The following is a 19,434-nucleotide window of genomic DNA, read 5'->3' on the forward strand; positions in this document are numbered from 1 at the left end:
GCACTGGAAGCCATTATTCCATAGCAACCCTCATGAATCTGAAGTGCGTTCAAAGCCTGCCCGACCAGGGGACGAACTTCCGATCGGGTCACTAGCCGCCCTCTCGCATTATCCGCTACCTGCGCTTATAATCGCATCATGACCGAATATATGACGATGACGGCCGATGCGCCGGTTTCGCGCTCTGCCGCGATCAAGCTCTATGACGAAGCGGGTTTTGCCGGGATGCGAAAGGCCGGGCGGCTGGCGGCGGAGATCCTCGATGCGCTCGTGCCCCATGTGGTGCCGGGCGTGGCCACGGGCGAACTGGACGACATCGTTCGCCGCATGACCCTGGACGGCGGCGGCGTGCCGGCGACGCTGGGCTATCGCGGCTATACCCATAGCTGCTGCACCTCGATCAACAATGTCATCTGTCACGGCATCCCCGGCGATTATCGGCTGAAGGACGGCGATGTCGTCAATATCGACGTGACGCCGATGGTTGATGGCTGGCATGGCGACACCAGCCGCATGTTCATCGCCGGCGAAACATCGATCAAGGCGCGGCGCCTGGTCGAAGTGACGTATGAATGCCTGATGCTGGGCATCGAGCAGGCGAAGCCCGGCAATCATCTGGGCGATATCGGTCATGTGATCCAGCGTCATGCCGAAAAGCACCGTTATGGCGTGGTCCGCGATTTCTGCGGCCATGGCCTGGGCCGCGTGTTCCACGACAGCCCGGAAGTCGTCCATGTCGGCCGCCCCGGCACCGGCCCGGAATTGAAGCCCGGCATGTTCTTCACGATCGAACCGATGATCAACATCGGCAAGCCCGGCGTGAAGATGATGGACGATGGCTGGACCGCCGTGACGCGCGACCGGAGCCTGTCGGCGCAGTTCGAACATAGCATCGGCATCACCGAGACGGGGTGCGAGATTTTCACCAAAAGTCCCGCCGGTCTGGATTGCCCGCCCTACGGCATGTGATCATCGCCGACATGCCCAAAAAACAGGCATCAGGTTATGGAATTGCCCGGAATCCGGGCAATATGGACAAATATTGCTGCATCGCCGAAAGCTTTCCTAGCGATTCGCCATTTGGCACGGTAATTGATTGGTAAGAGGAGCGGTGCCTGCCTTTGGGGGGTATGACGGTCGCTCCTCGAAGGAGAGAGACACATGGGGCGCCCCATGTGTCGGCGCGCGTCATGGGTTGGGATTACGAGTGATGAAAAAGATCGAAGCCATCATCAAGCCGTTCAAGCTGGACGAGGTCAAGGAAGCGCTGCATGAAGTGGGCGTTTCGGGCATCACCGTAACCGAAGCCAAGGGCTTTGGCCGGCAAAAGGGACATACCGAACTTTATCGGGGTGCCGAATATGTCGTCGACTTCCTGCCCAAGGTGAAGCTGGAGGTCGTCGTGGACGATTCACTGGCAGACCGGGTGGTCGAAGCGATTTCCTCGGCGGCACAGACCGGCCGTATCGGCGACGGCAAGATATTCATTTCCAATATCGAAGGGGCGGTCCGCATCCGCACCGGCGAACGCGACAGCGACGCCATCTGATCATCCGTGATTGTGCCGGCTGACCGGGGGCCGGCGAATGGGACTTCAACAACCCCTTCGGGGGGGCATTTCAACAGAAGGGCAACTGCACATGGCCAACACGCCAAAAGACATCCTGAAGATCATCGAGGAAAAGGAGATCGAATGGGTCGATGTCCGCTTCACCGACACGAAGGGCGCCTGGCACCATCTGACCATGTGCGCCGGCGTGATCGGCGAAGATGAACTGACCGACGGCCTGATGTTCGACGGCTCCTCGATCGAGGGCTGGAAGGAAATCAATGAATCGGACATGATCCTCAAGCCTGATCTGGACGCGGTCTATGTCGATCCGTTCAGCGCCACGCCGATGCTGATCCTGGTCTGCGACATTATCGAACCCGAAGACGGCTCGCTCTATGCCCGCGATCCGCGCTCGACCGCCAAGCGCGCCGAAGCCTTCCTCAAGACCACCGGCCTTGGCGACACCGTTTACATCGGCCCGGAGCCGGAATTCTTCATGTTCGACGACGTGAAGTTCGAAAACACCTATAACGCCAGCTCGTACAAGCTGGACGATGTGGAATTGCCGACCAACAGCAACACCACCTATGAAGGCGGCAACATGGGCCACCGCCCGCGCGCCAAGGGTGGTTATTTCCCGGTCGGTCCGGTCGATGTCACCACCGACATTCGCGCCGAAATGGTGTCCACCCTGCTCGAAATGGGCCTGCCCATGGACAAGCATCACCATGAAGTCGCGGGCAGCCAGCACGAACTGGGCCTGACCTTCGGCAAGCTGGTCGAAACCTGTGACCGCATCCAGATCTACAAATATGTCGTGAAGATGGTTGCCCAGGCCTATGGCAAGACCGCGACCTTCATGCCCAAGCCGATCAAGGCCGACAATGGTTCGGGGATGCACACCCACATTTCGATCTGGAACGAAGGCAAGAACACCTTTGCCGGCGACGGCTATGCCGGCCTGTCGGAAACCTGCCTGTTCTTCATCGGCGGCGTCATCAAGCACGCCAAGGCAATCAACGCCTTCACCAACCCGACCACCAACAGCTACAAGCGTCTGGTGCCCGGTTTCGAAGCGCCCGTGCTGCTCGCCTACTCGGCGCGCAACCGTTCGGCGTCGTGCCGTATCCCCTATGGTGCCGGCACCAAGGCGAAGCGCGTCGAATTCCGCTTCCCCGATCCGCTCGCCAACAGCTATCTCGCCACTTCGGCACTGCTGATGGCCGGCATCGACGGGATCGAGAACAAGATTCACCCCGGCGGCCCGATGGACAAGAATCTGTATGACCTGCCGCCCGCCGAACTGGCCGAAGTCCCGACCGTTTGCGGTTCGCTCCGCGAAGCACTCGAAAGCCTCGCTGCCGACCACGACTTCCTGCTGAAGGGCGGCGTGTTCACCAAGGATCAGATCGATGCCTATATCGAACTGAAATGGCCCGAAGTCTATGCGTGGGAAATGGCGCCGTCGCCGGTCGAATTCGACATGTATTACAGCGGCTGATCCTGTCAGGACGCTATTTTGGCAAAGGCCCGGTCGCACACAGCGGCCGGGCCTTTTCCTTTGCGCCGCCCGCGTCCAGATTGCCGGCCATGAACCCGCTCGACTCGCTAGGCCTGTCCGTCCCGATCATCCAGGCACCGATGGCGGGCACCTCCACGCCGGACATGGCGGCCGCGGTCAGCAACGCCGGCGCGCTGGGATCGATCGCCCTCGGCGCGGTGGATGCGCCGGCCGCGCGCGCCATGATCGATGCCGTGCGTGCACGCACCGATCGCCCGTTCAACGTCAATCTGTTCGTCCACACCCCGGCGCAAGCGAAGCCCGACGTCGAACAGCGCTGGATCGCGGCGCTTGCGCCCCTTTTTGCGCAATATGGCGCAAAGCCACCGCCAGCGCTGCGCGAAATCTACCCCAGCTTCGCGGTGGATGACGCGATGCTGGCCATGCTGCTGGATGCGAAACCCGCCATCGTCAGCTTCCATTTCGGCCTGCCCGACGCACGCCGTATCACCGCGCTCAAGGGTGCCGGCTGCTTGCTGCTCGCCACCGCCACCAGTCTGGACGAAGCGCTTGCGGCCAAAGCAGCCGGAATCGACGCAATCGTGGCGCAGGGGTTCGAAGCGGGCGGCCATCGCGGCATGTTCGATCCGCAGGCGCCGGACGCATGCCTCGGCACCATGGTCCTTGCCCGCCTGCTGGTCGCGCGATGCGGCCTGCCCGTCATCGCTGCCGGTGGCATCATGGACGGGCGTGGCGTGCGGGCGGCGCTTGCCCTGGGCGCGATCGCCGCCCAGCTCGGCACCGCCTTCATCGCCTGCCCGGAAAGCAGCGCCGACGCAGCCTATCGCAGCGCGCTATTCAGCCCGGTCGCCTGTCAGACAATGATGGTCAGCGCCATTTCCGGCCGCCCGACCCGTTGCCTTGCCAACAGCTTCACCCTCTGGGCCGCGGCACAGGACGCGCAAACGCCAGACTATCCGATCGCCTATGACGCCGGGAAGGCGCTCAACCAGGCCGCCAGGGCCGCAGGAGAATACGGCTATGGCGCGCAATGGGCCGGACAGGGTGCACCATTGGCGCGCTGCCTGCCTGCTGCCGACCTGATCGCAACGCTGGTCGCGGAAATGCGCGCTTAACCCCGATCGGGAATCGACGCGCCGAACAACAGCACCGCCTCACCCGGTGGTGAAAGCGCGATCTCGCCGCGCGCCTCGACCACCAGTTGCCGGGTCATCCAGGCCGCCGCCGTTCGCGATGCCAAACCCTCGATCGGCAATGTCCCCGCCAGCGCCCCACGCAGGTCCGGGTCCAGCACGACTTTCGGCCCCTCGGCGCGCACGACGATCTCTGTCACGCCCGGCCGCGTTTCCGCGCCGATATCGAGTTGTCCGCCACGCACCAGGGCGTCACCCGCAATCAGCGCCAGATTGAGCAATATCTTCGCCGCCAGCTTGTCGAGCAGTTGTTCCTCGACCATCCAGCCGACCTTCACCCGGCCGGTGGTCGCGAACATGCCCTCGATCGCCACCCGCGCCTCATGTGGTGGCACCGCGTCGCCAAAGCCACCGGCCGAACCGAATGCCAGACGGAAGAATTTCAGCTTGTTGGCCGATGTCCGCGCACTTTCACCCAGCAAATCCAGGCAGCGCGCGCGCATTTCCGGGTCCGTCTCGTCCGCCATCAGCTCCAGGCCATTGTTCAGCGCGCCGACGGGACTGAGCAGGTCATGGCACAGGCGCGAGCAAAGCAGGCTGGCAAATTCGATGCTGTCGGTGGGATTGGTCATGCTGTTCGGGATCGCCGGATAAGAGGTCAGGAAAAGCGTGTTTTCTGGCTAATGCGCTGCCCTGCCGCGCGATGCAAGCCCGGCCTGCCGCCTTTCCATCACACACTGTCGAGCAACATTTTGGTGAAATGGGCATTAACCGCCGTCCCCGGCCCTGCCCGCCATAAAGTCGCATCGCCACCACCGACGATCAACCACAAACGTCCATCGGGTGCGGCGCAGGCCGCATCGGTCGCGGACGGCGCCGCCACGCCGGAGGGGTGGGAATGATAATGACCGATCACCGCCGGCCCACCCGCGCGCGCGGCGCGATACGCCGCGATCAATGTCGCCGGGTCCAGTTCGAAATGCCGCGACGGATCGGGCGCGACATTGACGGCAGGCACAATCGCCTCGATCACGCCCTCCCGCCCCAGCAGCAATCCGCACACCTCATCCCGGCTTGCGGCCGCAAGGGCCATGATATGGTCCAACAATGCCCTTGATATCGCAACCGTCATTCCTACATCCCTAGTCCATGGTTCCGGGGGTTTCCATCATCGAAACGGCGATTGGCGAGGCGCAGCACGGTCTGCGGCTCGACCGCGCGCTCGCGGACCTGTTGCCCGACCTGTCCCGTGAACGGCTCAAGGCCCTGATCGGCGAAGGCCAGGTGCAAAGCCCGCAAGCGCCAAAGATTAACGCCTCCATGAAGGTCGCGGCCGGCCAGTCCTACACCATCACCCTGCCTCCGCCGGTCGCCCTCGACACGGTGGCGCAGGATATTCCGTTGGACATCGTGCATGAAGATGCCGACCTCATCGTGGTGGACAAGCCCGCCGGGCTGGTCGTCCATCCCGCCGCCGGCAATCTGGACGGCACGCTGGTCAACGCCCTGCTCCACCATTGCGCCGGGCAATTGTCCGGCATCGGCGGCGTTGCGCGTCCGGGCATCGTTCATCGCATCGACAAGGATACGTCGGGCCTGCTGGTCGTTGCAAAGAACGACCGGGCGCATGAAGGACTGGCGCGCCAGTTCAAGGATCACAGCATCGACCGGCTCTATGCCGCCATCGTCTATGGCGTGCCCATGCCAGGCAGCGGCACGGTGGATCAGTGGATCGGCCGGTCCGACGCTGATCGAAAGAAGATGGCGGTTCATCGGGAAGGACGCGGCAAACATGCGGTGACGCATTATCGCGTGCTGGAGCGGCTGAAAGGCGCGGCGATGGTCGAATGCCGGCTGGAAACCGGGCGCACCCATCAGGTCCGGGTGCATATGGCCCATCTGGGGCACCCCTTGATCGGTGATCCGGTTTACGGTAGAGACAGAAAAGGTTTCAAATCAATACTGGAAACGCTGGGTTTCAAAAGGCAGGCATTGCACGCCAAAACACTGGGGTTCATACATCCGGCAACGGAAAAGCCCCTCCTGTTCCAAAGTGCATTACCTACCGACATGCAGGAACTGTTAAGCGAGCTTCACGTATAGAGTCTGACAAGTTTTGCGACGGCGCCTGTGACGCCTCTTCTGGGTCCCGCCGCGCAATGAAAGGGAAAGGTGACGACATGGCCAAGAGCAATGTCCCTGCGGTGCCGGCGCTGGGCGGTGAAGCCAGCCTCAACCGCTATCTGTCGGAAATCCGCAAGTTTCCGCTGCTCACCCCTGAGCAGGAATATATGCTGGCGAAGCGGTACGAGGAACATCAGGACCCCGAAGCCGCGGCGCAGCTCGTCACGTCGCACCTGCGGCTGGTGGCCAAGATCGCCATGGGCTATCGCGGCTATGGCCTGCCGGTCAGCGAACTGATCAGCGAAGGCAATATCGGCCTGATGCAGGGCGTGAAGAAGTTCGAGCCCGATCGCGGCTTCCGCCTGGCGACCTACGCCATGTGGTGGATCAGGGCGTCGATCCAGGAATTCATCCTGCGTAGCTGGTCGCTGGTCAAGATGGGCACGACCGCATCGCAGAAGAAGCTCTTCTTCAACCTGCGCCGGATGAAGAACAGCATCGATGCATTCGAGGATGGCGACCTCAAGCCCGCCGACGTGACCAAGATCGCGACCGATCTGGGCGTGTCGGAAGATGATGTCGTATCCATGAACCGCCGCATGGCGATGGGCGGCGACACGTCGCTCAACGTGCCGATGCGCGAGGATGGCGACGGCCAGTGGCAGGACTGGTTGCAGGATAATGACCCGCTTCAGGACGAGCGCGTCGCGGACGAGCAGGAGCGCGTGCAGCGGCACGACATGCTGGTCGAGGCGATGGACGACCTGAATGATCGCGAAAAGCATATCCTGGCCGAACGTCGCCTGGCCGAAGAGCCCAAGACGCTGGAAGAATTGTCGCAGGTCTATGGCGTGTCGCGGGAGCGTGTCCGCCAGATCGAGGTGCGCGCCTTTGAAAAGCTGCAAAAGGCAATGATGCGGATCGCTGGCGGCAAGCTGGAAAAAATGGCGCGCTTCGCCGCCGCCTGACCTGTTGCACCTGCCTCAAAAGAGAAAAGCCCCGGATCGCTCCGGGGCTTTTTTTATGCAGCAGCAATCATGCTCAGGCTTCATCGAACCGGCTGCGCAGCACATCGGCAAAAGCGGCCACCCCCGCCTGCGGTCCTTTCGCACAGTTCCACACAGCGCCGCTCACCGCCAGGAAATCAGCCCCGGCCGCCACCAGGGGCGCGGCATTATCAGCGGTAATACCACCGATCGCGACACAGGGCAGTTCGAACAGGGTCGTCCACCAACCCAGGATCGACGGATCGGGGCGATGCGATGTTGGCTTGGTCGTGGTGGGATAGAAAGCGCCGAAGGCGACATAGTCCGCCCCCGCCTCCCCGGCCTCCATCGCCAGATGCCGGCTGTCGTGACAGGTGACGCCGATCTGCACCTTTGGCCCCAGCAGCGTGCGCGCCAATCTGGGATCTCCATCCCCCTGCCCCAGATGAACGCCGTCAGCACCCAGCCGATGGGCGAGCGTCGCACTGTCGTTGATGATGAAGGCAATCTCACGATCGGCGCACAGCCTTTGCAGCGGTTCGGCCGCCCGTGCGATCGCATCCTCATCCAGTCCCTTGAGCCGCAACTGGAACGCCGCGACCTTGCCACCGTCGCATGCGGCCGCAAGCTGGCCGACAAAGGCGTCATCGATCGACGGCGGGGAAATCAGGTAAAGCTGGCAGGTGGGGCGGAAGCCCTGCTCGAACTGGTCGGCGAAATGCGGATCGAGCGCCAGCTCTTCATCGGTAAAGTCGGTCATGTCCGCGCATTAGACGATGCAGCGATCGCAGGAAAGCCGGCAATGCCGGGCGCGCCTTTTGCCCGCCCGGCATGTCACAGTCAGGCTGCGACCGGCTGCTTGGCGGTCGATGCACCATAGATTTCATCAATCGCTTCGCCCAGCGAGGCATTGAATTCATCATCGGTCATCTGATGGCGCAAGTCATTCAGCAGGGCGCGGCTGAAGCTGGCGATGATGCCGCGATTCCTGGCCAGTTCGACACAGGCTTCGGGACGGGCGAAGCCACCCGACAGGGCGACGACGCGCAGCACGGCGGGATGATCGACCAGCGGGTCGAACAGGCCGGGCCTGGCAGGCAGCGACAGCTTCAGCATGACCTGAACACCGTCGGGCAAAGCATCCAGATTCTTGAGGATTTCCTCCAGCAGGATCTGGTCGGCCTCGGCCCGTTCAGGCGACTTGATGTTCACTTCCGGTTCGATGATCGGCATCAGGCCGGCAGCCAGAACCTGTCGGCCGACTTCGAACTGCTGCGCAACCACGGCGGCGATGCCTTCGCGGTTGGCAAGGTTCACGACCGAACGCTCCTTGGTGCCGAACATGCCCAGCGCCTTGGAACGGTGCAGCAGGGTATCGAGATCAGGATTGGGCTTCATCAACTGCACGCCATTCGCCTCGTCCTCCAGGCCCTTGTCGATCTTGATGAAGGGCACCACGCCACGTTCCAGCAGCGCCTGCGGGGTCGGCTTGCCATCGACCATGCCGTCCATGGTGCGTTCGAACAGGATCGCGCCCAGCACCTTGTCGCCGGTGAAGGCAGGCGACGTGATGACACGGCTGCGCATCGCATGGATCAGGCCGTACATTTCTTCTTCGGTGGACCAGGCGCTTTCATCGACGCCATAGCCCTTGAGCGCCTTGGGGGTCGATCCGCCGCTCTGGTCGAGCGCGGCGATGAAGCCATTCCCGTCCGCGATCTTCTGCTTCATATCCTGATCCAGCATCTGCACATACCTTCTCTTTATGGCGCGCCACCGTGCGGGCGGGCGAGGAAATAGATGTTCGACAGATGCTCCATCACCTGCCGGCCGGGTACGACTGTATAATTATGATCGCCGGTTGTCCGGCTGTTAGCCAGTCCCATGCCGCACCGCAAGAAGCATCGCTGCGGTTGCCGGGACAATACGTGCAGCCATCCGGGCCACGTTTCGGCGCGCAACCCTGAAGGGAAAATCGGGACATGGAACGAACGGGACGGATATGATGGCGGGCATCGGGCGGATGCGGGGGGCTGATGCTCACGCAGTTGCCCGGCCAAACCGTGGCGCTCAACTTCTGGGCAATCCGGGCATCCCTGCCCCAGAAGCCACCGACGCCCGACGCCTGCTATAGTGCCTACCGAAGGGCTGGTGCGCGACCCAGTCTGTGGTGAACGGGTATCGGGTCAAAAATACCCAGATTCATGGGAATGCACTGGGAATATTGCCGAATGTTGGCTGTGAGACATCGGTGTCACCCATTTTTTCGCCCAAGCTTAAAAGGCTCACGGGGGCAATTCCTATTGGGCGGAACTGGGAATTTTCCAGCCTCATTCCATGCTCAATATTCTAACTAGCCGAAGAAAACGGCCTACCGGACGACCCCGAAATTCTTCCACCTCATGACGATCGGGTGATGACCTGCCCCGCGTGGCTTCATTACACTTGACGATATCTTCCTAACAATCCGCCAAAACGGCGACGCTGCTGCTGGACAGGGGCGAACGAACGCATCAAGCTTGGAGTCAGAAACCGCCTTCCGCGCCGGGTGCTCGCGGATGGCGTTGGAATGACCGCATAAATTTGCGGCATGCCAGCGAATCGGTCTTCGCGCGGAAGGCGGACTATGTCCGCTACCCGCTCAGCCGGGATGGATCATCTCCGAGAACTGACGAGCCGAAGGGGGGCATCATGTCGGGCACACGCGCCAAGACTTTCGAAACGGTGACCAGGAGCGAACAGATCAAGCTCAAAGCCCGGCGCAAGGCGCTTGGCGTCGCGGACGACAAGAATGTCGCGGGCCTCGCCCTGTCAGGCGGAGGCATTCGCAGCGCGACTTTCTCGCTCGGCTTTCTCCAGGCCCTGAGCGCGCGAGGCTGCATTCCGAACATCGACTATCTTTCAACGGTCTCGGGCGGCAGTTATATCGGAAGCTTCTTCGGGGCCCTCTTCGTGACGTCCAAGGCTCGTGGCGACACACCCGACGCCGTGACAAGGCCGGATTTCGATCCCAAGAAGCCGCTTCAATCCCCGCTCGGCACCGAAGCCGTGCGACGACTTCGCGATTCGGGCAGATATCTTACGCCTGCCGGCACCAGCGACGCATTTTTCGGCGCCTCTGTCGTCATGCGCAACTGGGTTGCGCTGCAGCTTGCCATCGGTCCGACCGTATTGCTGGCCTTCTGGATCCTGTGTACCGCGCAACTGGAACTCAAGACCATGGGCCTGTTTGACCATGGAGTGCTCAAAAACTGGAAACCGTCGGTCAACATCATCCTGGGCATCGGCTGCATGGCCGCACTGGCGCTTGTTCTGGGGCGTGGTGCTGCCTACTGGCTGACCCGACGCGACTGGATTCCGGGCGCGCGTTGGAAACGGGTCACGGGCAATTTCTATTTCTGGGGCATCGGTCTTTTCATCGCCTTCATGAGCGCGCCGTGGTGGGCCAGCCAATGGCTTCTCGCGTGGGTTCCCGCGCCCGGCTTGCCATCGGCCTTCGCCGCCGCGGTCGCGACCATCGCCCTTCTCTCCCATGTGGGGGCGGAGGCCGCGCATGGCGGCATCGTCTATTCTCGGACCCCTCCCAACGCTTCTCCCGCAGAGATCGCCGAACAGCGTCGGCGCGATCAGCGTAATCCACGCCTCCTCATCTCGGCGGAGGACCGGGTTCGTACAGCACTGAGCGGCGGCATGGCGAGCGCGCTCATGCTGTTTCTTCTGTGCCTGGCCCTTCTGACCGTGGACAGGCTGGCGTCGGGTGCCATCACAAACGCGATCGTAACCGCAAAGGCGTTTTTCGCGGCGCTCGGCGAGGGGAAGATCTGGCAAAGCCTCGCCAGCGCCTGGCCGATCGCCGCGGCGGCCGGCCCGCCACTGCTGAGTTTCCTCAGCAACAGGGCGCTCAACGCAACCAAGGATGAGAGCGGGCGGAAAGGCCGGATCACGGGCCGCCTGGCTGGCGCGCTGCCAACGCTGCTCGTCATCGGCGCCGTGCTGCTCCTCCTGCTCTGGATCCTACTCTGGAGCGCAGTCGCCCATTACTTCTTCGAACAGGACATTCAGGTCGGGACTGCAAGGGTGGTCCTCATCGCGCTGGTGATTGTTAATCTGTGCCAGTCGCTGTCCTTTTCGTTCATCAATCTCTCGTCGCTCTCGACATTTTACGCCGCGCGCCTGCGGCGAGCCTATATCGGCGCTTCAAGCTATGGCCGGGAGGCCACCAACGGCCGCCAAGACGACCCGCAGGACTGGATCGATGTCGAAGGCTACTATCGCGACGGAATCGCCAATGGGGCGCCCTTGCATCTCATCAATGTGACGATCGCCGAGACGATCGCCGGCACTTCCAATCTGGTCGCGCGCGATCGCAAGGGAAAGCCGATGCATCTCTCTCCAGCGGGGCTCGCCTATGAAGGCGACACGCCCGGCACCACCGTCGCGCGGGGTGTCCGCTGGGGCGAGGAACTGCCGCTGGCCAATTGGATCGCGATATCGGGAGCGGCAGTATCGGCCGCCATCGGCTCAGGAACTTCGCTTGCGACGTCCATCCTCGCCACTCTGTCCAATGTGCGCCTGGGCTATTGGTGGAAACAGGATAGAAAGCGCCGCCCGCTCGGCCCTCTTTGGTCGGGTTGGCGCGATACCGTACAGAATTATCTGCTCCTGGAACTTCGCGGTGCGTTCGACGGAACACGACGGCAGCGCTGGTATCTGACCGATGGCGGACATTTCGAGAATATGGGCGTCTATCCGCTGCTCCAGCGCAGGCTGCCCTTCATCATCGCCTGCGACAATGGCGCCGATCCCCAGTATCGCATGTCCGATCTCATGCGCCTTATCGGCCGGGCAAAGACTGACCTGGGCGTCATCATCCGGTTCGCCGAAGAGGCTGATCTCACGGTGTTGCTGGGCAAGGATTCACCCTTGTCCGAGACGATTGTCCCGTTGTCATCACTTATCAAGCCTGCCTCGACGACAACGCCCGACAAGGCGATCGCGGCGCTGGCTTTCATAACCTATGCCGACCAGACGCAGGGCAAGCTGCTGCTGGTAAAGCCACGGCTCAATTTTTCGGAACCGCCCGAAATCCTAGCCTATCACAGCCAGCATGGTTGCCAGGATTTCCCGCAGCAAACGACAGGCGACCAGTTTTTCGACGAAGAACAATGGGAAGCCTATCGTGCGTTGGGAGAGCGGGCCGGACAGGCGCTGTTTCCAGACAAGATGGCCGACCAGGGCGCATGGACCCCGGCCGGCGCGTTGACGCATCGCCTGCCGGCAAACCAGGCTGGGACGGCCGTCGTCAAGGACCAGCCTAAGAAAGACCTGCCGACATGATCCGGGTGGCACGGACAGATCCGCGGTTTTCCTCGCTTTATCGCGCCACGGTCGCGCGCGGCTGGGACAAGCTGCGCGCCTATTACGCGCTCGACCCGCTAGCACTACTTTGGCAGAAATGTGGAATGCGGTGGTGATAGCGCCGTTCCGCAATTCGGACAGCAGCGCGACGGCGGACGTAACAGGCGATCAAGGATGGCCTGACGGACGGCCGGGAAACTCGGCTGGGGTGGCGGACCGGAGAGTCTTTTTTTCCGCCCCGCCTGAGCGAGCCTTCATGTTTGGAGGAAGGCATAGGCGATCATTGTCATGAGCGCATGGCGATGCAGCCCGGTCCACGAGCGACCTTCGAAATGGTCGAGATCGAGTTCCTCCTTGAGTTGCTGATGCGCCTGTTCGCATATCCAGCGCGCCTTGATGGCGCCAGCGACGTCCTTGATCGGCGTGTCGGCGGGAAGATCAGTTGCACGTCTGCGGGATAGATCTTCTGGTGACGGGGAACGCCGACGGCCCAGCACAATCCTCGATCGCTGAGCGCCTGCCGGAAGGGCGCTGACAGGCCGTAGCCGGCATCCGCAAGGACGCAGCCACAGCGCACGCCGGCAGCCAGGACGCGGTCGATCTCCTCAATGGCGATGTCAGGCTTTGTGCGATAGGCTTGGAACGCTTCGGGCACGCCCGCCCTTGTCATCCGGGGCGTATCGTTAGTCCAGCTTTCCGGCAGGAACAGTCGCAGGCCCAGCATGAGCGGAACTTCCCCCGAGGCCAGCGTCAACCGATACCAGCGTCTGGCAATTGGCGTTCTTGCCCAGGGCCGAGGCATACTGAGGGGCAACACCGACCGACGCATTGCCCTTCTTCGGCAAGGCCGTGTCGTCGATGATCAGCCACGCTTTCTCGCCGCCGACGAGATCATCGGCCTGTTGCCACAACGTCGCTTCCAGCGGTGCGCTGTCCCAAAGCCTCGCCCCGATGAAATGGTGGAGCCGGTCATAGCTGAGTGCTTCGGCGCGTGCCGCCATCGGCTGGATACTCTTGCGATCACCCGGACCGATCAGTCCCGCAATATAGGCCGGGCACATCCGCCGCCGCATCTTATTGCCAAGCCTCTTTAAAAACGGCTCAAGCCAGCGTTCCAGAGCGCGCTGCCACTCCGTATCCACAGCCAGCCTCCATCAAAGCTGGCTCCCCATGAATCACGCATCCCACGTCAGGGGAATCCCAAAAGTCATTTTTCTGCCAAAGTAGTGATAGAGCATCAGGCCCTGTTCCCGCGCCGTCGGGAACAGGCAGCGCCATACTGCGCCTGGCAAGGCCGCTATGATATTGCGATCAACGTCATCCTCCCCGGCAGGGGAGGATGCGCTTCGCTTGGTGGGACACCAGGCCGGGTTTGCAAAGCACAGCATTGCCAAATGAAAAGGGCGTCATGCGCACAGAGAGAATGACGCCCTTTCTGATCTTCGGCCGCTTCGCCTATTGCGGCGCATCCGTCGCAGGCGCGTCCACCTCATCCGCATAGGGATCGGGCAGCACGACCTTGGGCGCATCCTTCTTGCCCGGCGTGCGGATCCCGTCGCCATAGATGGGCACGACCGGCTCCGCCGGCACGCGCCCGTGCAGCGCGTCGATCTCCGCCTGCCGCTGCTTGAGATAGAGGGTCTTGTAAACGGTATAGGGGTCATCCTCCTTGCGGATGGCCGTGATCGTCTCGTCAAATGCGGCGCGCTCGCCCAACTGGTTCAGGACGGTCGCGGGAATGACATAGGCGGGCTTGAACACTTTGGGGCCGAGCGCGAAGGGCAGGATCAGCTTGTCCGCCGTGTCGCCGATGATATCGCGCAGCGTGGTCGGCCCGACAATCGGCAGATACATATACGGTCCAGGCCCGACACCATAGAAGCCCAGCGTATTGGCGATGCCATTTTCGCGATGGGGCAGGTTGAACGGCTTGCGCCGGGCGACATCGAACAGGCCGACAAAGCCCAGGGTCGAATTGACCCCGAAACGCCCGGCCGTCTCGAACGCCTTGCCCGGCTTGAACTGGAGCAGATAGGCGGCCGCCACGATCGGCTCCCCCAGATTGGAGAAGAAGTTGCGCAACCCCTTGCGCACAGGGCGGGGCAGGCCCTTGTTATAGGCTTTGGCGACCGGCTCCACCACCGCCTTGTCCACCGACTGCACCGCCTCGAAACTCTTGGCGTTGAGCTGCTCCAGCGGATCGCCCTTGGGCGCGCCCTTGTCGCCGGTGACGACGATATCCTGCGCGCCCTCCTGCGGCGGTGCGGACGGGGGCACGGGGGCAGGCGCGGATATGGCAACCGGCGGCGCGGATGGCGCGCCATCCTGCATCGCGATCACCTCGACCGTAACGGCCAGTTGCGGCGCTGCGGCTTGCGCCTGCGTGCCTATCATCATCATTCCCGCAGCAACGGCCGGCACCAGCATGTTCTTATCCTAACAGCAGTCCTGCGCTCTCCCCGCACGACCCTTCAAACAGCCTGAATGTCCCGGACATGTCCCGTCCGTATTACATCGGGCATACAGTGCGGCTAGAGGTGGTGGCGATGGCCGTCAATAGCAAGGCGGCGCCACCGGCCCGCTGGACAAGGCCGCTCACCGCAGCCCGGTGCGCCATCATACAGTTTGATACAATTTCTTTCCTCGTCCGGTTTGCAATTGCGAGTCGTTCGCGTTATTGGGTCGCATCCTTTCTTGCAGGACTGCCCGCTTTCCCGATGCACGGAACCGCCCCTATCCAGACCCAGAAAAACAGGAAGAGCGCCAGGGCCTTCTGGATGAAGCAGCTACACACCTGGCATTGGGTGAGTTCGGCGATCAGCCTGATCGGCCTGCTGCTGTTCGCCTTCACCGGCATCACGCTCAACCACGCCGCCGATGTCGAGGGCGCGCCGCGAACGGTCGAAAAAAGCGCCACCCTGCCCGCCAACCTGTTGCGGCAGGTCGCGGCCGACGATGCGCCCGACGCGAAGAAGCCGCTGCCCGCCCCGGTCGCCGCCTGGGTGGAAAACAGCATCGGCCAGAGCGGTGCCGGCATCGCCGAATGGTCCGCCGACGAAGTCTATCTCGCCCTGCCCCGCCCCGGCGGCGACGGCTGGGTCGCGATCGACCGGCATAGCGGCGCCGTGACCAGCGAAGCGACCAGCCGTGGCTGGATCAGCTACCTGAACGATCTGCACAAGGGCCGCAACGCCGGCACCGCCTGGACATGGTTCATCGACATTTTCGCGGTCGCCTGCTTCCTCTTCGCGCTGACCGGCCTGCTGCTGCTTCAGCTTCATGCAAAGAAGCGCCCGTCCACCTGGCCGCTGGTCGCGGCCGGCCTCGCCATCCCGGCGATCCTCGCCATCCTCTTCATCCACTAACGGGGGAATTTATGCAGATCCGCCACAGCCTGTTGCTGACCGGCACCGCCGCGCTCGGCGTCGCCGCCGCGCCCGCCAGCGCGCAGACGCTGAACCTCAGCGTCGCCATCCCGCGCCTGTCGGTCGCCGAATATCACCGCCCCTATGTCGCCATCTGGATCGAGAAGGAGGGCGCTGCGCCCCGTACCCTGTCGGTCTGGTATGATGTCGACAAGGCCAAGGGCGAAGGCACCAAATGGCTGCGTGACGTGCGCCAGTGGTGGCGCGCATCGGGGCGGACGATGCGCTTCCCGGCCGATGGCGTGACTGGCGCGACCCGCGCGCCCGGCGACCAGAAGATCGCCTTCACCGCCGGCAGGGGGCCGCTCGGTCCACTCGCGCCCGGCAACTACACGCTGCTGGTCGAGGCCGCACGCGAAGTGGGCGGGCGTGAAGTCCTCCGCCTGCCCTTTTCCTGGCCGCCCCGTCCGGGCGCAACGGTCAAGGCCGCAGGCAGCAGCGAACTGGGCGCGATAACCCTCACCTTCGGCAAATAAGGGGACGATGACGATGAAGGCCAAATATCTCATCACCGGCGCGCTCGCCGCGCTGATGCTCTCCGGCGCGGCGCAGGCCCATCGCCAGTGGATGCTGCCATCCTCCACCACCCTGTCGGGCAATGACAGTTGGGTGACGGTGGACGCGGCCGTGTCCAACGACCTGTTTTATTTCGAACATGTGGCGATGCCGACCGACTCGATCGTCGTCACCGAACCGGACGGTGCGACCGGCAGGATCGAAAATGCCGCCAAGGGCCGCTATCGTTCCACATTCGATGTCCACCTGACCAAGCCCGGCACCTATCGCATCGCCAGCGTGACGACCGGGGTGATGGGCAGCTACATGCTGAACGGCAAGCAGGAACGGTTGCCGCGCGGCACCACCAGGGACAAGCTGGCCAGCATCATCCCCGCCGGCGCGACCGATGTGCAGACCGCCGACATGGCCAGCCGCAACGAGATTTTCGTGACGCTGGGCGCGCCGACGACGACCCTCTTCACGCCGACCGGCACCGGCATCGAACTGGCCCCCGTCACCCACCCCAATGACCTGGTGGCGGGCGAAGCCGCAACCTTCCAGTTCCTGCTCGACGGCAAGCCGGCCGCTGGCCTGAAAGTCACGGTCATCCCCGGCGGCATTCGCTACCGCGACGCGCTGGGCCAGATCGACCTTGTGGCCGACCAGGACGGCAAGGTCGCGGTCACATGGCCCAACCCCGGCCCCTACTGGCTGAACGCCAGCCTGGGCGGCGGCCGTGAAGGCGGCGGCGAAGGGCGTCCCGCCGCCGGTCCGCTGCCCCGCCGGGCCAGCTATGTCACCACATTGGAAGTGCTGGCCCCCTGATCCAGCCCGATTCCGGCGTCCGTGTCGCGATCGCGCCCGGCCTGTCGCCCGAACAATTTGTCGGGCGACGGCGCAGCGGCGCTGTCGTCCTTCTGGGCGGCCCCACCATGGGCACCAACTGGTCGGCGCAGATCGTCGATCCGCCCGCCGGCTGCGCCGCCATGATAGAGGGCGTGCTGGCCGGCATCATCGCCCAGATGAGCCATTGGGAAGCGGACTCCGCCATCAGCCGCTTCAACCGCACACCGCCGGGCACATGGATGCCGCTGCCGGCCGCCATGCTGACGGTGCTGCGCGCCGGCATCGCGATGGCGCGGCTGTCGGGCGGGGCGTTCGATCCCGCGATCGGCCGGCTGGTCGACCATTGGGGCTTCGGCCCCGCGCACCGGCCGGCATCGCCCACCGCCCTTGCCGCCCCCTGGACCCGGATCGAGACAGAGGGCGACCGCGCCCGCCGCCTGGCCGATGTCACGCTCGATTTCTCCGGCATTGCCAAGGGGCATGCCGTCGATGCGGTCGCGGCCGCGCTGCGCGGGCTGGGCGTCGCCAGCTTCCTGGTCGAAATCGGCGGCGAACTGCGCGGTGATGGCATAAAGCCCGATATCCAGCCCTGGTGGGTCGATGTCGAAGCGCCGCCGGGCCTGGCCGTGCCCATCCTGCGCATCGCGCTTTGCGGCCTGTCGGTCGCCACGTCGGGCGACTATCGCCGCTTCCGGCTGGAGGGCGACCGCCGCCTGTCGCACAGCATCGACCCGCGCACCGGCACCCCGATCGCACCGGGCGTCGCCTCCGTCACCGTCCTGCACGACAGCGCGATGATGGCCGACGCCTGGGCCACCGCCATCACCGTGCTCGGCCCGGACAAGGGCATGACCCTCGCCACCCGCCACGACCTCGCCGCCCGCCTCGTCCTGCGCACGGACAGCGGCGCGCAGGAATATATGACGCCCAAACTGGCGGCGATGCTGGAATGATGGGAAGCATGGGGGGCAGGCACAACTGCGCGCAGGCCCGCCCCCTTTGATAAAAACGCCCTGCATCTCCCTAAAAAACCGCGCTCTTCCAATGTAGGATAATCTCTGATCTATCCTGTCGGATGACTCCACGCCGCGCGCCGCCACCGCCCCGCCGACCCGTGCCCCGCCCGGCGCGTCGCCGGCGCGTGACAGAGGCGTGGCAGGCGCGTCACTGTGACCTTGATGGCGCGCCGGTGGCGCGTCGCCATGGCCTACCCGACGCTTTGCGCGCACAATCCACGCACTTTTGCCGAAAAAAATGCGACGACGGTGTGAACTTCGGCGGGGGATCGATGCCGTGACCCTTCCGCCTATGCCTCCGCCCAGCGGCGCAACAGGTTGTGATACACGCCGGTCAGGCGGATCACCTCGTCATGGCCCTGCCCCAGCGCCGCCGCCACACCCTGTACGCTGCGGTCGAGGTCGAACAGCATCTGCCGCGCGCCATCGTCGCGGATCATCGACTGGAGCCAGAAGAAGCTCGCCACCCGCCGCCCGCGCGTCACCGGATCGACCCGGTGCAGCGAGGAGGACGGATAGAGCACCGCATGGCCTGCGGGCAGCTTCACCTGCTGCACGCCGAAATGGGTTTCGATCGTCAGCTCGCCGCCATCATAGGCATCCGGTTCCTCCAGAAAGACCGTGACCGACAGGTCGGACCGGACGCGAAAGCCGGTCGCGGCCTGGATGCGGACCGCATTGTCGACATGCACGCCGAACGCCTGTCCGCCGGCATAGCTGTTGAAGAGCGGCGGAAAAATCTTGAGCGGCAGGGCAGCGGCGATGAACAGCGGCGACCGGCCAAGTGCATCCAGGATCATCTGCCCCGCCCGCTTCGCGGCGTCGCTGTCCTCCGGCAGTTGCAGGTTGCGCTTGGCCAGCGCCGACTGGTGGCCGGATGTAACATTGCCGTCGACCCAGTCGGCAGCGTCGATCAGGGCGCGGATGGCGGCAACGCCATCGGCGTCGAGCAGGTCGGGAATGGCGATGAGCAT

General features: G+C 63.6%; 19 protein-coding genes and 1 pseudogene. 12 read left to right on the top strand and 8 right to left on the bottom strand.

Translation table 11 applies throughout. From position 1 onward, the window contains the following. The first annotated feature begins 138 nt into the window (after window positions 1-138). The 4 genes from map to Q4610_RS14170 all read left to right on the top strand — a co-directional run bounded on the left by map (window position 139) and on the right by Q4610_RS14170 (window position 4,189). The gene (gene map, locus Q4610_RS14155) at window positions 139-969 is read left to right on the top strand and encodes a type I methionyl aminopeptidase (RefSeq protein WP_304536609.1); all 831 of its coding nucleotides are present in this window, start codon (window positions 139-141) and stop codon (window positions 967-969) included. 241 nt (window positions 970-1,210) lie between these two features. Then, window positions 1,211-1,549: a P-II family nitrogen regulator gene (locus Q4610_RS14160; RefSeq protein WP_304536610.1), complete on the top strand. Its 339-nt coding sequence runs from the start codon at window positions 1,211-1,213 to the stop codon at window positions 1,547-1,549. Between the two features lie 91 nt (window positions 1,550-1,640). Beyond that, window positions 1,641-3,053: a type I glutamate--ammonia ligase gene (gene glnA, locus Q4610_RS14165; RefSeq protein WP_304536611.1), complete on the top strand. Its 1,413-nt coding sequence runs from the start codon at window positions 1,641-1,643 to the stop codon at window positions 3,051-3,053. A gap of 89 nt (window positions 3,054-3,142) precedes the next feature. Next, window positions 3,143-4,189: an NAD(P)H-dependent flavin oxidoreductase gene (locus tag Q4610_RS14170; protein ID WP_304536612.1), complete on the top strand. Its 1,047-nt coding sequence runs from the start codon at window positions 3,143-3,145 to the stop codon at window positions 4,187-4,189. Here Q4610_RS14170 and Q4610_RS14175 read toward each other — a convergent pair. Then, entirely contained in the window at window positions 4,186-4,839 is a 654-nt protein-coding gene (locus tag Q4610_RS14175; RefSeq protein ID WP_304536613.1) for a histidine phosphotransferase family protein, read from the bottom strand. The two genes, Q4610_RS14170 and Q4610_RS14175, sit on opposite strands and share 4 nt — an antisense overlap. Window positions 4,840-4,937: 98 nt before the next feature. Beyond that, the gene (locus Q4610_RS14180) at window positions 4,938-5,339 is read right to left on the bottom strand and encodes a M67 family metallopeptidase (RefSeq protein ID WP_304536614.1); all 402 of its coding nucleotides are present in this window, start codon (window positions 5,337-5,339) and stop codon (window positions 4,938-4,940) included. A gap of 17 nt (window positions 5,340-5,356) precedes the next feature. Between Q4610_RS14180 and Q4610_RS14185 the strand changes: the two genes are divergently transcribed. Next, window positions 5,357-6,310: an RluA family pseudouridine synthase gene (locus Q4610_RS14185; protein WP_304536615.1), complete on the top strand. Its 954-nt coding sequence runs from the start codon at window positions 5,357-5,359 to the stop codon at window positions 6,308-6,310. A gap of 77 nt (window positions 6,311-6,387) precedes the next feature. Beyond that, window positions 6,388-7,299 (top strand): RNA polymerase sigma factor RpoH, encoded by a 912-nt coding sequence (gene rpoH, locus Q4610_RS14190; RefSeq protein WP_304536616.1) that lies wholly within the window; start codon window positions 6,388-6,390, stop codon window positions 7,297-7,299. A 73-nt stretch (window positions 7,300-7,372) separates the two neighbouring features. Here the strand turns inward: rpoH and thiE are convergent, their stop codons facing one another. From thiE to Q4610_RS14205, 3 genes are all read right to left on the bottom strand, one after another. Beyond that, entirely contained in the window at window positions 7,373-8,077 is a 705-nt protein-coding gene (gene thiE, locus Q4610_RS14195) for a thiamine phosphate synthase (RefSeq protein WP_304536617.1), read from the bottom strand. 80 nt (window positions 8,078-8,157) lie between these two features. Further along, complete coding sequence (locus Q4610_RS14200) at window positions 8,158-9,063, bottom strand: fructose bisphosphate aldolase (RefSeq protein ID WP_304536727.1); 906 nt, start codon at window positions 9,061-9,063, stop codon at window positions 8,158-8,160. A 17-nt stretch (window positions 9,064-9,080) separates the two neighbouring features. Further along, the gene (locus Q4610_RS14205; RefSeq protein ID WP_304536618.1) at window positions 9,081-9,203 is read right to left on the bottom strand and encodes a hypothetical protein; all 123 of its coding nucleotides are present in this window, start codon (window positions 9,201-9,203) and stop codon (window positions 9,081-9,083) included. 805 nt (window positions 9,204-10,008) lie between these two features. Between Q4610_RS14205 and Q4610_RS14210 the strand changes: the two genes are divergently transcribed. Next, entirely contained in the window at window positions 10,009-12,654 is a 2,646-nt protein-coding gene (locus Q4610_RS14210) for a patatin-like phospholipase family protein (RefSeq protein ID WP_304536619.1), read from the top strand. Further along, window positions 12,651-12,791 (top strand): hypothetical protein, encoded by a 141-nt coding sequence (locus tag Q4610_RS14215; protein WP_304536620.1) that lies wholly within the window; start codon window positions 12,651-12,653, stop codon window positions 12,789-12,791. The genes Q4610_RS14210 and Q4610_RS14215 overlap by 4 nt, the downstream gene beginning before the upstream one ends. Window positions 12,792-12,843: 52 nt before the next feature. Here the strand turns inward: Q4610_RS14215 and Q4610_RS14220 are convergent. Together Q4610_RS14220 and Q4610_RS14225 are read right to left on the bottom strand one after the other, a co-directional pair. After that, window positions 12,844-13,823, bottom strand: a pseudogene (locus tag Q4610_RS14220) (IS701 family transposase). A 307-nt stretch (window positions 13,824-14,130) separates the two neighbouring features. Further along, a complete protein-coding gene (locus Q4610_RS14225) occupies window positions 14,131-15,102 on the bottom strand; it encodes an MlaA family lipoprotein (RefSeq protein WP_304536621.1) in 972 nt (323 codons plus the stop codon). Window positions 15,103-15,392: 290 nt separating this feature from the next. Here Q4610_RS14225 and Q4610_RS14230 point away from each other — a divergent pair, with 290 nt between their 5' ends. The 4 genes from Q4610_RS14230 (at window position 15,393) to Q4610_RS14245 (ending at window position 18,397) form a co-directional block, all read left to right on the top strand. Then, window positions 15,393-16,040, top strand: a complete 648-nt coding sequence (locus tag Q4610_RS14230) for a PepSY-associated TM helix domain-containing protein (RefSeq protein ID WP_304536622.1) — start codon at window positions 15,393-15,395, stop codon at window positions 16,038-16,040. Window positions 16,041-16,051: 11 nt separating this feature from the next. Next, window positions 16,052-16,576: a DUF2271 domain-containing protein gene (locus tag Q4610_RS14235; RefSeq protein ID WP_304536623.1), complete on the top strand. Its 525-nt coding sequence runs from the start codon at window positions 16,052-16,054 to the stop codon at window positions 16,574-16,576. A 13-nt stretch (window positions 16,577-16,589) separates the two neighbouring features. Further along, a complete protein-coding gene (locus Q4610_RS14240; RefSeq protein ID WP_304536728.1) occupies window positions 16,590-17,423 on the top strand; it encodes a DUF4198 domain-containing protein in 834 nt (277 codons plus the stop codon). A gap of 107 nt (window positions 17,424-17,530) precedes the next feature. Beyond that, window positions 17,531-18,397 carry an FAD:protein FMN transferase gene (locus Q4610_RS14245; protein WP_304536624.1) on the top strand — a complete coding sequence of 289 codons (867 nt, stop codon included), beginning with the start codon at window positions 17,531-17,533 and terminating at the stop codon, window positions 18,395-18,397. A gap of 353 nt (window positions 18,398-18,750) precedes the next feature. Here the strand turns inward: Q4610_RS14245 and Q4610_RS14250 are convergent, their stop codons facing one another. Continuing rightward, window positions 18,751-19,434, bottom strand: coding sequence for a Fe2+-dependent dioxygenase (locus Q4610_RS14250; protein WP_304536625.1), 684 nt, complete (start codon window positions 19,432-19,434; stop codon window positions 18,751-18,753).

The sequence above is a fragment of the Sphingobium cyanobacteriorum genome, assembly GCF_030580935.1.
GTDB lineage: Bacteria > Pseudomonadota > Alphaproteobacteria > Sphingomonadales > Sphingomonadaceae > Sphingobium > Sphingobium cyanobacteriorum.